Below are 12,425 nucleotides of genomic sequence, written 5' to 3' on the forward strand. Positions count from 1 at the left end.
AAGGGGGCGGTGCCCTCGAAGGCGGCAAGTGTGCCGCAAGCAGAACCACACCGCAAAAGCAGCAACGGGCGTGCCGCCGGGTTTGTTTGGTCTCAACAAACCCTTCGGCGGTATTCAGCTCAGCTGGCGGCGCTCGGGTAGCGATGCCGCCGGTACATCGATTATTCGTTGCCCCAGAATCGCCACCATTTGCGTCGTTCTTCGCGTGATTCCTGTCCCTGTTCCGAACCGCGCTCCAGTTCCTTCTGGACCTGGCCCTGTTTCTTGTCCTGCTGTTTCTCCAGGCCTTTGCCGTCTGTTTGATGCTCACGCGCGCGATCGCGTTGCTGAACAGTCTCCCGCTCCTTTTGCTGGAGCGTTTCACGTCGTTCGTTTGCCTTGGATTTCTCCGCCTGTCCCTTGCCAGCTGGCTGGCTCTGCTCGTAACGATTCTTGCCTTTGCCTTCCTGCCCAGGGCCTTGCGCATGGCTTGCCGTGGCAACTGCAATCGTGGCGGCGGCCAGGGTGATAAGAACTGTTCTGTTCATGAGATAGGGCTCGTTGGTGACATGAAACGCGGATCACAGGTCACGATCCGCACCGTCCTGTGAGTATAGAGGCTGCCATTCGAGTAGTTCAGGGCGGCCTGCTGACGCAGGCGTGCTGCGGCCCAATTGTGGCAGCTCATTCGTCAGGCGTTGCGGTGGGCTTCAGCCAGGTGTGATTCCAGCCCGTCTGCTCGATCCAGCCTTGTTCCACCATCCATTCGCAATACAGCACGCGCATCCATAGGCCTGGATCTGGCGGAACCCAGGCGCACTGCCTGGTCGGTGCATCGTGCTTCTGAACGATGCGAGTCACCCGGTTGGCTGTTGCGCGGTTGCCACTCGACGGCGGGGTGCCGGCGCGTACTTCGACGATATCGAGAGGCTCGATGACAAGCGAGGCGGGTACGAAAGCGTACTGGCGCGTTGGGTATTCTGCACTGCCGCCACAGCAATAGACGCGCCCGATGATGATGTGACCGTCGCGGATATCGCTGCGAGGTATGCCGGTTCGCTCGAGCTCGGCAAGGAATATCTTGTCTTGTGCCAACGCGGCGCTGCTTGCAACGTCGACGACCTGAACCAACCGTAGCGAGCTGGGCGGTACATCATTGGGGTAGAGATGGGTCGAGCCACAACCGCTGAGCAACGATCCCAGCGCCAGCACAGCCAGAAGCGATCTGTTCATGACGGTACTCCAACTCGGTGGTTTGGATGACACGGTTGTCACAGCGTGGTTGCGGGATGACGGCCTTTTGCCAGTGTAGTGCCTTTGCGGTAGGGAGATGTGGCGATGCACGCTGCAAGCGAGCTGCCGTGCCGCCCTCAGCGTGGCGGAAGAAGCCCTTTGGCGCGCAGTGCCTGCAGAACGATCTGCTGGCGCAGCGGCAGATCCGTGGCGCCGCGGGTATCGATGTTCAAGGCGAACAGCCAGGTATTCTCGTCCAGCTCGACATAGCCGACATACCAGCCGATACCCGGCGTGCTGCGGGTAGCCCAGCCGGTCTTGGCATACAGGCGGTAAGCCGGCGTGCTGTCGACGAGCATGATGGTCTTGAGGGTGTCGTAACTGCTCGAACGGTACGGGAGGCTGCGCTCGACGATGCGCTGGAGAAATGCGACCTGCTGTTCGGCGCTGATGCTCAGCGAGCCATCCAGCCAGAACTCGGTGCCATTGAAGGGCTCGCGCAGCTGTCCGTAGTGTGCCTGGCGGATGTGGCGCGGATAGACTGCCGCGCCCACCCGCTGGGCCAGCCACTGGTAGCACCAGACGCAACTGACCCTGAATGCGCTTTTCAAGGTCTGGTCGCGGTTCCAGTCTTCGATCTCGTAGTGGGTGCCGTCCCACGCGATGACCTCGTCCGCCCTGGTAATGGCACCTTCCTCCAGCGCGATCAGGGTGTTCAGCACCTTGAAGGTGGATGCGGCGGTGAACGGCTGCTTTGCGCGGGCCTCGTTGTGCACGTAGCGCTGGCCGGTGGTGGCCGACTCGATCACCAGTGTCCCCTCGACGCCCGCACGTTCGAACAGACGGGCAATCGTCCCATCGTCCGCATAGGCGAAGCCGGGGGAAGCGAGCAGTAGCAGAGACAGCAGCAGGACAGGCACGACGGACACCGGAGTATGGAAGGCGGATGCTGCGGGCTAGCGTAGGTCGATGCAGCTGACACCGCGCAACATTGAGTCAGACAGAAGCACTTGCCGGCGGATAGTAACCTGATGGGAAGGGCGTCTAGGCTGCCAATCCTGCAACTTTCGGCAAGCTATCCATGCTGCTGGCCCGGTTGCATTCGTCCGGTAGCTGTTCTTATAGTTCCGCCGGCATTTTTGCAGGGTCTGGGCCGTGTCGCACGGGCGGCGCGCCAGGCCTTCAGCGCACTGGTGAGAGTCCATGATCGAAATAAGCAACCTGACCAAGCGTTTCGCCCAGCACACGGCGGTAGACGACCTGTCGTTCCAGGTCCAGCGTGGCGAGGTGCTGGGTTTCCTCGGCCCGAATGGCGCGGGAAAATCCACCACGATGAAGATGCTGACCGGCTTTCTCGCGCCGACCTCCGGCACTGCCAGCATTCTCGGCCACGACATCCAGACTCAGAGATTGCAGGCCCAGCGACAGATCGGCTATCTGCCCGAGGGCGCCCCCTGTTATGGCGACATGACCGTTCGCAGCTTTCTCGAGTTCATCGCCGAGGTTCGTGGCTTTCGCGGTGCGGACAAGCGCCAGCGGGTCGAAGCCGCAGTGGCGCAGGTAGAGCTGGAGAATGTGCTGGGACAGTCCATCGAGACGCTGTCCAAAGGCTTCAAGCGCCGCGTCGGCCTAGCGCAGGCAATTCTGCATGACCCCAAGGTGCTGATTCTCGACGAGCCTACCGATGGCCTCGATCCGAACCAGAAGCATCAGGTGCGGCAGCTGATCCAGGGCCTGGCGCAGGACAAGATCGTCATCATTTCCACGCACATTCTCGAAGAGGTCAGCGCGGTGTGCACCCGCGCGGTGGTGATCGCCCACGGCAGGCTGGTGGCCGACGGCACGCCGCTGGAGCTGGAAAGCCGTTCGAAGTATCACCAGGCGGTCACGCTGGTCAGCGACGGCCCCTTGGATGATGTCGCCCTGGCCGCGCTGCCGGGTGTCGCCGGGGTCGAGCGCAACGAGCGCGAGCACAGCCTGACGGTGCTGGCGCAGCCGGGGCAGGTGATCTTTCCGCAGGTCAACGCGCTGATCACTCAGCAGGGTTGGGTGGTGAGGGAGCTGGACGTCGAGCGCGGCCGGTTGGATGAGGTGTTCCGTAACCTGACCCGTGGGGAGTCGCTATGACCCAGTTGCCGGTTATCTTCAAGCGTGAGTTGGGCAGCTACTTCGCCACCCCGCTCGCCTATGTATTCATCGTCATCTTTCTGGTGCTGTCCGGGGTCTTCACCTTCTACCTGGGCGGCTTCTACGAGCGCGGCCAGGCTGATCTGACGCCATTCTTCAGCTTCCATACCTGGCTCTATCTGTTCCTGGTGCCGGCGATCGCCATGCGCCTGTGGGCAGAGGAGCGCAAGTCGGGCTCCATCGAATTGCTGATGACCTTGCCGATCACCCGTTTCGAAGCGGTTGGCGGCAAGTTCCTCGCTGCCTGGGTGTTCGCCGGGATCGCCTTGCTGCTGACGTTTCCGATGGTCATCACCGTCAACTACCTGGGCGAGCCGGACAACGGCGTGATCGTCGCCGGCTACCTCGGCAGCTGGCTGCTGGCCGGTGCCTTTCTGGCGATCGGTTCCTGCATGTCGGCGCTGGCGAAGAATCAGGTGATCGCCTTCATCCTCTCGGTAGCGGTGTGCTTCCTGTTTATCGTCAGCGGCCTGCCGATGGTGCTCGATGCGCTTGCCTGGGCCCCGCAGTGGCTGATCGATGCGGTGGCTTCGCTGAGCTTCCTGATCCGTTTCGATTCCATCAGCAAGGGTGTGATCGACCTGCGTGACCTGCTGTATTTCGTCACGCTGATCGTCGCCTGGCTGGCGGCCACTGCGGTGGTCGTCGATCTGAAGAAAGCCGCCTGAGGGAACAGATATGAAACGACTCATCTATTCCGGTGCCGGGCTGCTGCTGATCGCGCTGGCCTTCCTGGCGTTCAACGGTCTTTCCGGCACGCTTCTGACCAATGCCCGGCTCGATCTGACCGAGCAGAAGCTCTACACCATCTCCGAGGGGACCGAGCGCATTCTCGATGGCTTGCAGACGCCTATCGAACTGCACTTCTTCTATTCGGACGAGACCGCCAAGGACCTGGTAGCGCTGCGTAACTACGCGCGTCGTGTCGAGGAGATGCTCAAGGCCTATCAGCGTGCTTCCGGCGGCAAGCTCAAGCTGCACGTGATCGACCCGCAACCGTTTTCCGAGGAGGAGGACCGCGCGGCCGAGTTTGGTCTGCAGGCGGTACCGCTCAACCAGGGCGGCGACAAGGTCTACTTCGGTCTGGCTGGAACCAACGCCGAGGGCGGCACGCAGATCATCCCGTTCTTCCCGCTGGATCAGGAGGAGTTCCTCGAATACGAAATCAGCCGCTTGGTGCAGAGCCTGGCAGCCGGTGAACTGCCGGTGGTCGGTGTGCTGTCCGGATTGCAGCTGACCGGTGGCTTCGACATGCGCACACAACAGGCGACGCCGCCGTGGATGGTGCTGGAGGAGGTCCGCCAGCTGTTCCATATCGAGAGCCTGCGTCGTGATGTGGACCTGATCCCGACCAACGTATCGGTGCTGCTGCTGATTCATCCGAAGGATCTCCCGGAGCAGACGCTATACGCCATCGACCAGTTCGTCCTGCGTGGCGGCAAGCTGCTGGTGTTCCTCGATCCGCATAGCGAAGCGGACCCGGGCATGGGCATCGGCCCGGGCGAGTTCGGCGAGGAGCGTGCCTCGGACCTCGAGCCGCTGTTCAAGGCCTGGGGCGTGCGCATGGTGCCGCAGCGCGCATTGGCCGACGGGGCCTATGCCATGTCGGTGGGCATGGGCGCGGAACGCCATCCGGTGCGCCATGCGGGCTGGTTGAGCCTGCCGCGCAGCGCGCTGGACCAGGATGACGTGACCACCGCGGCGTTGGAGAACATCACCGTGGCCAGCGCCGGCATTCTCGAGCCACTGGAAGATGCGACGACGCGTTTCACGCCGCTGTTCAGCAGTTCCGAGTACAGCATGCCGGTCGAGGCCGAGCGCTTTGCCACGCTGGACAACCCGGAAACCCTGCTGCTCGGTCTGGAGCCGACCGGCGAGCGCTATACCCTGGCGGCACGCATCCAGGGCCCGGCGAAGACAGCGTTCCCTGACGGCATTGAGGGTCGGGAGAAGGGCATTCAGGAGAGCCAGAACATCAATGTCATCGCGGTGGCCGACACCGATATGTTGAGTGATCGGATGTGGGTGCAGGTGCAGGACTTCTTCGGTCAGCGCATCCCGCAGCCCTGGGCCGACAACGGGGCCTTCGTGATCAACGCGCTGGACAATCTGTCCGGCACCGATGCGCTGATCAGCGTGCGCTCTCGCGGTCGCTTCACCCGCCCGTTCGTGGTGGTGGAGGCCTTGCAGCGTCAGGCCGAGAACCGCTTCCGCGAGAAGGAAGAGGTCCTGCAGCAACGCCTGGCCGATACCGAGCAGAAGCTTGCCGAGCTGCAGAGCCCGGACCCGGAGCAGGCGCTGGAACTGACCGCTGAGCAGGAGCAGGCGTTACGCCAGTTCATGCAGGAAAAGGTGCGTATCCGCAAGGAACTGCGCGAGGTGCGCTACCAGCTCAACGCCGACATCGAGGCGCTCGGGCGTACGCTCAAGTTCGCCAATATCGCTCTGGTGCCGTTGGTGCTGACGCTGGGCGTGCTGGCGTTGTGGCTGTGGCGCCGCCGGCGCAGCGCCTGATCCAAGCGCCTGCCCCGGCGCTGATCGGGGCTGGCGCAGAGACAAGAAAGGGCCTTGGAAAAAAGAGGCTGACAGCCAAAATCGTTGTTTTATACTCCGGCAACGGCTGCGTTCGAGTCGCATTTGCGCTGAAGCAACTGCACGAGACGCGGTCGTAGACCCCTCTTCCGAGGAATAACAAAAAGCGAGTTGGAGAAGTGGTAATGGCTGAGCGCGAGACAGGAACCGTCAAATGGTTCAACGATGCAAAAGGCTACGGATTCATTCAGCGGGGTAATGGCGCCGACGTGTTCGTGCATTACCGCGCCATCCGTGGCGACGGCCACCGCTCGCTGGCCGAAGGGCAGCAGGTGGAGTTTTCGGTGACTCAGGGCCAGAAGGGCCTGCAGGCCGAAGACGTCGCCGGCGTCTGACTTCGGTTGCACAATGACAAAGCCCGTCCATGTGACGGGCTTTGTTTTCTACGCGCCGGGTAGTTCAGCCCGGCACCGATAAGCGATGAAGAAGGCCGCGGTCAGCCCGTGTGCCAGACGATCTCCTCTTCGCCGTCATCGCTGATGCGGATCCAGCGGTCGGCCACTTCGACGGCTTCCTCTTCCTGCCAGCCGCCCGGCGCGCAACGGATCTCCACGCCCAAGGCGGCGTGAGCGGCGCGGGCGCAAGCGAGGTCGTCCGCCCAAGGCGTGGCGTCGCTTTCCAGCAGCAGGCAATGCCATTTGCCCACCGCCTTCGGCAGCCAGGTCACTGGAATCCCGGCGGCGCTGCACTTGAAGGTCTGGCCTTTCTGCTGCCAGTCCGTGCACGGACCGATGGCCTGGGCCAGCCATTCACCAACCGCTTGTTGGCTGGCATCCCTGAGGTAGATCTCGATATCGGGTTGACGCATGGGCGACTGCCTTATGTGGTGAAGCAAGGTTCTTCAGTGGTCGAGCAAAAGACGAATGCTAGGACGTGCGTTCGATCCAGTCGTAGCGTATCGCAACCCGCACGCTGAGGTGACTTTCGATCACCGCCGCACGGCGTTCGGCGCTGGCGCGCCAGCCATGCGGGGTCATCGCCAGCAGGTCGGCACGGGCTTGGGCATCGTCCAGTTGCAGCTCGTAGCTGAGGGTTTCGCTATGGGCCAGGCGCATGCCTTCGGGAATCAGCGACAGGTGCTTCTCGTCATCGTAGTCGCGCACCTCGTCGTAGAGCCGCGCGCGCAGCTCCCACAGATGCTCGCGGGTCGGCCCCATGCGCAGCAGTCCGCCGCCGGGCGTGAGCAGGCGTCGCGCTTCCTGCCAGTCCAGCGGGCTGAACACGCTGGCCAGCAGATCGCAACTGGCATCGGCCAACGGCACCCGGGCCATGCTCGCGACCAGCCATTCCAGCTGTGGCGCCCGCTTGCAGGCGCGCTTGATCGCCTCGCGAGAGATGTCCAGGGCATAGCCGTCCGCGTGCGGCAATGCGTCGGCGATTTGCGCGGTGTAGTAGCCCTCGCCACAGCCGATATCCAGCCAGCGTTGCGGTGCTCGCTCGGCGGCCAGTCCGGCCAAGCGCCGGGCCAGCGGCGCGTAGTGGCCGCCGTCGAGAAAGCGTCGCCGTGCTTCGACCATGGCCTGGTTGTCGCCGGGGTCGCGGCTGTTCTTGTGCTGCACTGGGAGCAGGTTCAGGTAACCCTGGCGCGCGCGGTCGAAACGGTGGTTGGCCGGGCAGGCTACACCGTTGTCGAGCGCACTCAACGGCGCCTGGCAGATCGGGCAGATCAGCATGCGAGCAGGTTCACCAGGGTCAGATAGTAGATGTCGGTGAGCAGATCGAGATCGCTGGCGAGGATGTGCTCGTCGACCTGGTGGATGGTCGCATTCACCGGGCCGAGTTCGACCACCTGCGTACCGAGGGTGGCGATAAAGCGGCCATCCGAGGTGCCGCCGCTGGTGGATGGTGTGGTCTCACGGCCGGTAACGCTGCGGATCGCCTTGGCCACGCCGTCGAGCAGCGCGCCCGGCTCGGTGAGGAAGGGCAGGCCGGACAGGGCCCACTCGACGTTCCAGTCCAGGCCGTGCTTGTCGAGAATCGCCGCGGTGCGTTGCTTGAGCTGCTCGACGGTGGATTCGGTGGAGAAGCGGAAGTTGAATACTGCTTCCAGCGTGCCGGGAATCACGTTGGTCGTGCCGGTGCCGGCGTTCAGGTTGGAGATCTGGAAGCTGGTCGGCGGGAAGAAGGCATTACCATCGTCCCAATGCTCCGCGGCCAGTTCTGCCAGCGCCGGCGCAGCCAGGTGGATCGGATTCTTCGCCAGATGCGGATAGGCGACATGGCCCTGCTGGCCGCGCACGGTGAGTGTGCCGCCCAGCGAGCCGCGGCGACCGTTCTTCACCACGTCGCCTACCAGCGTCGTGCTTGACGGTTCGCCGACGATGCACCAGTCCAGGCGCTGGCCACGTTCGCGCAGGCGCTCGACCACGGCCTTGGTGCCGTGGTGCGCCGGACCTTCTTCGTCGCTGGTGATGAGAAAGGCGATCTGCCCCTTGTGATCCGGATGAGCAGCGGTGAAGCGCTCCACCGCGACTACCATGGCTGCCAGGCTGCCTTTCATGTCTGCCGCGCCGCGCCCGTGCAGCATCCCCTGCTCGTCGATGCGCGCACTGAACGGCGGGTTCTGCCAGGCCTGCAGCGGGCCGGTCGGGACCACGTCGGTATGGCCGGCGAAACACAGTACCGGGCCTTCGCTGCCGCGAATCGCCCAGAAATTCTCCACGTCCTCGATGTGCATCGGCTCGATGGCGAAGCCGCAGGCCGCCAGGCGCTGGGTCATCAGCTGCTGGCAGCCTTCGTCCAGCGGTGTGACCGAGGGGCGGTTGATCAGCTCGCAGGCGAGTTCGAGGGTCGGGGAAAGGGCAGGGGCGGTCATCAGGGCTCCGATGCGGCGGGGAAAGGGCGCCATATTAAAGCAAAGCCATGTCCTCGGTGACGGCCGGATGCAGTGGTCGTGGCGTCGTGAGGTCTTATAATCGCCAGGTTTTTTCCGGGGAGTCGGCATGTCTATCGATGATCAGCGTTTCGGCGGTATTGCCCGCCTGTATGGCCGCGTCGGCCTCGAGCGGCTGACGGCTGCGCATGTGGCGGTGGTCGGCATCGGTGGCGTCGGCTCGTGGGCGGCCGAGGCGCTGGCGCGCAGCGGGGTAGGCGAGATCAGCCTGTTCGACCTGGACGATGTGTGCATCACCAATACCAACCGGCAGATTCACGCCCTCGATGGCGCAGTGGGCAAAGCCAAGGTCGACGAGATGGCCGCACGTATTCGCGCCATCAACCCGGCCTGCCAGGTTCATGCAGTGGCGGATTTCGTCACCCGCGAAACCATGGCCGAGTACATCACCGAAGACATGGACTGCGTCATCGACTGCATCGACAGCGTGTCGGCCAAGGCGGCGCTGATCGCCTGGTGCAAGCGCCGCAAGATCCAGATCATCACCACCGGCGGAGCCGGCGGGCAGGTCGATCCGACACAGATCCAGGTCACTGATCTGAACAAGACCTTCAACGATCCGCTGGCGGCAAAGGTGCGCTCGCTGCTGCGTCGCGAATACAACTTCTCGCGCACGCCGGGGCGCACCTACAGCGTGCCCTGTGTGTTCTCCACGGAGCAGTTGCGCTACCCGAAGCCGGACGGCGGCGTGTGCCAGAGCAAGAGCTTCGTTGGCGAGGGGGTCAAGCTCGACTGCGCCGGAGGCTTCGGCGCGGTGACCATGGTGACCGCCAGTTTCGGCATGGTTGCAGCCGCCAGGGCCGTCGACAAGCTGGTCGCCGGAGCCCGACGCCCCAGCGAGCGCAACGTTCGCAGCTGACGAAAAAGTGCCTCAGCCGCTCTGTGATGCGGCTCCACGGAAAGTTCCGCTGTCACAAAAGCTTTACATATCAGCCATTTGGCTGACATACGCCGTCGCCAAGATTCCCCCCAACACAAAGAGCCCATCTCGTGTGTTTCCGACGCTAAACATAAAGGGGAATTTTGGATGATCCGTAAGCACTTCGCCGGTTTCGCTGCCAGCGCTCTGGCTCTGGCCGTTTCCGCCCAGGCTTTCGCCGGTACCGTCACCACCGACGGCGCCGATCTCGTTATCAAGACCAAGGGCGGCCTGGAGGTCGGAACCACCGACAAGGAGTTCTCGTTCAAGATCAATGGCCGCCTGCAGGCTGATGCCGACAGCTTCGATGGTTTCTACACCCAGAACGGCGAGCGCGCAGACGAGACCTATTTCCGTCGTGCGCGTCTGGAGATTTCCGGTGTTGCCTTCACCGATTGGGGCTACACCTTCCACCGCAACTTTGGCAACGATTCCAGCGATTGGCAAGAGCTGGCCATCCACTACAACGGCTGGGAGCCGGTCCAGGTTTCGATTGGCCGTATCATTCCGACATTCGGCCTGGAGGAGGCGGTCAGCTCGAAGTGGATCACCGCCATCGAGCGCTCTGCGATCTATGACCTGGCGCCCTGGCTGAACGACCACGAAGACGGCGAAGGCATCCGCGTGCGTACCACTGTCGGCATGTTCCACGGCGAGGCCGGTGCCTATCGTCAGGATGGTGGCGACGGCGTCGACATGCTCGAGGACGAAGATGGCGCCAACAACACCAGCTTCGTGCTGCGTGGCGTGGTAGCTCCGATCGTCGAGAAGGACCAGGTGCTGCACTTGGGCGCGAGCTTCGGTCAGCGTGACCTGGAAGAAGGTTACCTGGAACGCATTCGTCCGCGCCTGTCCGTGCGTGGCACCACCGAAGACAGTGCCAACGGCAACCGCGCCACCTTCGGCGGCACTCGCACCGACGGCACCGATCAGGCCTGGGGCCTGGAGGCGGCCTACATGATCGGCCCGTTCTCGGTGCAGGGCGAATACCTGACCCGTACCGTCGACGCCATGGAAGGTTTCGAAGACCTCGAAGCCACCGGCTACAACGTCCAGCTGGCGTACACCCTCACCGGTGAGTCGCGCTCCTACAAGCTCGATGGCGGCAAGTTCGACAAGATCAAGCCGGAGAACAAGCAGATCGGTGCCTGGGAAGTGTTCTACCGCTTCGACGACATCACCGTCGATGAAACCGGTGTTGCACCGAGCGGTTATGTCGGTGCCCTGGATAGCGCAGAAGCAGGTGCGAAGACTCACACCATCGGTCTCAACTGGTACGCCAACGAGTCGGTCAAGCTCTCGGCCAACTACCTGAAGACCAGTGTGGATGACGTGGTCAACGCCAACGGCGACGACGATGGCGATGCCATCAGCCTGCGTGCCCAGTACGTGTTCTAAACATCACCCTCATCCGTGATGCTCCATTTGAGCCCCGCCTTGGCGGGGCTTTTTTTCGTCTGCGCGACAGGCCAGACTGCGATCCATGCCTATCCAGACCCTGCACCGCCTCGCCGAACTCGATCCCGCCGAATGGGATGCCTTGCTGGCCGATACCCAGCCCTTCCTGCGCCATGCCTTCCTCTCATCGCTGGAAGACAGCGGCAGTGTGGGCGGGCGCAGTGGCTGGCAGCCCGCCCATGTCCTGTTGCGTAACGAGCTGGGTGAGTTGCAGGCGGCGTTGCCGTTGTATCGCAAGAGCCATTCCTACGGTGAGTACGTGTTCGACTGGGCCTGGGCGGATGCCTGCCAGCGCGCCGGTATCGGCTACTACCCCAAGCTGCTCTGCGCAGTGCCGTTTACTCCGGTCACTGGCGGCCGATTGCTGGGTGATGTGGAAAGCGCAGGGGCACTGCTCGATGTGCTGACCGATGGGCTGGAGCGGCACGAGCTCTCCGGGCTGCACGTGAATTTCACCGAGCCCGAGGCTGACCAGCTGCTGGCGGGCCGGGACGGCTGGTTGGAGCGCATCGGCTGTCAGTTTCATTGGCATAACCGCGGCTATCGCGACTTTCAGGATTTTCTTGACGCACTGACCTCGCGCAAGCGCAAGCAGCTACGCAAGGAACGCGAACAGGTCGCAGGGCAGGGCATCACGTTCGATTGGCGCGAAGGCCATCAGCTCTGCGAAGCGGAATGGGATTTCGTCTATGCCTGCTACGCCAACACTTATCAGGTCCGCGGGCAGACTCCGTACCTGACCCGCCAGTTTTTCAGCCTGCTGGCCGAACGCATGCCGCAGGCGATTCGTGTGGTGCTGGCCCTGCAGGGTTCGCGGCCGGTGGCGATGGCCTTCAGCCTGCGCAACGAACAAGGCCTGTATGGCCGCTACTGGGGTTGTCTGGCGGAGTTCGACCGGCTGCACTTCGAGACGTGCTTCTACCAGGGTATCGATCAGGCCATCGCGGGCGGCCTGGAGCGGTTCGATGCCGGGGCGCAGGGTGAGCACAAGCTCATTCGTGGCTTCGAGCCGGTGATCACGCGCTCCTGGCATTATCTACAGCACCCCGGCTTGCGCGCGGCAGTGGCGGATTTCCTGCAGCAGGAGCGTGCGGGCGTGCTGGCGTACGCCGAGGCGGCGCGCCAGGCGCTGCCGTACCGGCAGGCCGGCAGCTAGTCGTTTGT

The 12,425-nt window shown here is 63.3% G+C and carries 13 protein-coding genes; 7 read left to right on the forward strand and 6 right to left on the reverse strand.

All coding sequences use genetic code 11. The features are described from left to right. Positions 1 to 161: 161 nt before the first annotated feature. The 3 genes from PSEST_RS21555 to blaOXA form a co-directional block, all read right to left on the reverse strand. Complete coding sequence (locus PSEST_RS21555; RefSeq protein WP_015276467.1) at positions 162 to 527, reverse strand: hypothetical protein; 366 nt, start codon at positions 525 to 527, stop codon at positions 162 to 164. Between the two features lie 136 nt (positions 528 to 663). Continuing rightward, positions 664 to 1,212: a hypothetical protein gene (locus PSEST_RS07865; RefSeq protein WP_015276468.1), complete on the reverse strand. Its 549-nt coding sequence runs from the start codon at positions 1,210 to 1,212 to the stop codon at positions 664 to 666. A gap of 137 nt (positions 1,213 to 1,349) precedes the next feature. Continuing rightward, the gene (blaOXA, locus tag PSEST_RS07870) at positions 1,350 to 2,120 is read right to left on the reverse strand and encodes a class D beta-lactamase (protein ID WP_375708243.1); all 771 of its coding nucleotides are present in this window, start codon (positions 2,118 to 2,120) and stop codon (positions 1,350 to 1,352) included. Positions 2,121 to 2,415: 295 nt separating this feature from the next. Here blaOXA and PSEST_RS07875 point away from each other — a divergent pair, with 295 nt between their 5' ends. From PSEST_RS07875 to PSEST_RS07890, 4 genes are all read left to right on the forward strand, one after another. Further along, a complete protein-coding gene (locus tag PSEST_RS07875; RefSeq protein ID WP_015276470.1) occupies positions 2,416 to 3,339 on the forward strand; it encodes an ABC transporter ATP-binding protein in 924 nt (307 codons plus the stop codon). Next, on the forward strand, positions 3,336 to 4,067 hold the full coding sequence (locus PSEST_RS07880; protein ID WP_015276471.1) for an ABC transporter permease subunit: 732 nt from the start codon (positions 3,336 to 3,338) through the stop codon (positions 4,065 to 4,067). Before PSEST_RS07875 ends, PSEST_RS07880 begins: the two co-directional genes overlap by 4 nt. Positions 4,068 to 4,077: 10 nt before the next feature. Beyond that, positions 4,078 to 5,913: a GldG family protein gene (locus PSEST_RS07885; protein WP_015276472.1), complete on the forward strand. Its 1,836-nt coding sequence runs from the start codon at positions 4,078 to 4,080 to the stop codon at positions 5,911 to 5,913. A 203-nt stretch (positions 5,914 to 6,116) separates the two neighbouring features. Then, complete coding sequence (locus PSEST_RS07890) at positions 6,117 to 6,326, forward strand: cold-shock protein (RefSeq protein ID WP_003283763.1); 210 nt, start codon at positions 6,117 to 6,119, stop codon at positions 6,324 to 6,326. Positions 6,327 to 6,427: 101 nt separating this feature from the next. Here the strand turns inward: PSEST_RS07890 and PSEST_RS07895 are convergent, their stop codons facing one another. From PSEST_RS07895 to dapE, 3 genes are read right to left on the reverse strand one after another with little or no spacing between them, the layout of a single operon-like run. After that, positions 6,428 to 6,799: a hypothetical protein gene (locus PSEST_RS07895; protein WP_015276473.1), complete on the reverse strand. Its 372-nt coding sequence runs from the start codon at positions 6,797 to 6,799 to the stop codon at positions 6,428 to 6,430. A 58-nt stretch (positions 6,800 to 6,857) separates the two neighbouring features. Beyond that, a complete protein-coding gene (locus PSEST_RS07900; protein ID WP_015276474.1) occupies positions 6,858 to 7,664 on the reverse strand; it encodes a putative RNA methyltransferase in 807 nt (268 codons plus the stop codon). After that, the gene (gene dapE / locus PSEST_RS07905) at positions 7,658 to 8,806 is read right to left on the reverse strand and encodes a succinyl-diaminopimelate desuccinylase (protein WP_015276475.1); all 1,149 of its coding nucleotides are present in this window, start codon (positions 8,804 to 8,806) and stop codon (positions 7,658 to 7,660) included. Before dapE ends, PSEST_RS07900 begins: the two co-directional genes overlap by 7 nt. A gap of 127 nt (positions 8,807 to 8,933) precedes the next feature. On the opposite strand from dapE, the gene tcdA reads away from it, so the two are divergent. From tcdA to PSEST_RS07920, 3 genes are all read left to right on the forward strand, one after another. Continuing rightward, positions 8,934 to 9,743, forward strand: coding sequence for a tRNA cyclic N6-threonylcarbamoyladenosine(37) synthase TcdA (gene tcdA, locus PSEST_RS07910; protein WP_015276476.1), 810 nt, complete (start codon positions 8,934 to 8,936; stop codon positions 9,741 to 9,743). Between the two features lie 168 nt (positions 9,744 to 9,911). After that, positions 9,912 to 11,201 carry an OprO/OprP family phosphate-selective porin gene (locus PSEST_RS07915; protein WP_015276477.1) on the forward strand — a complete coding sequence of 430 codons (1,290 nt, stop codon included), beginning with the start codon at positions 9,912 to 9,914 and terminating at the stop codon, positions 11,199 to 11,201. Between the two features lie 85 nt (positions 11,202 to 11,286). Beyond that, positions 11,287 to 12,417, forward strand: coding sequence for a GNAT family N-acetyltransferase (locus tag PSEST_RS07920; RefSeq protein ID WP_015276478.1), 1,131 nt, complete (start codon positions 11,287 to 11,289; stop codon positions 12,415 to 12,417). The last annotated feature ends 8 nt before the right edge of the window (positions 12,418 to 12,425 follow it).

Source organism: Stutzerimonas stutzeri RCH2, from assembly GCF_000327065.1.
Lineage (GTDB): Bacteria > Pseudomonadota > Gammaproteobacteria > Pseudomonadales > Pseudomonadaceae > Stutzerimonas > Stutzerimonas stutzeri_AE.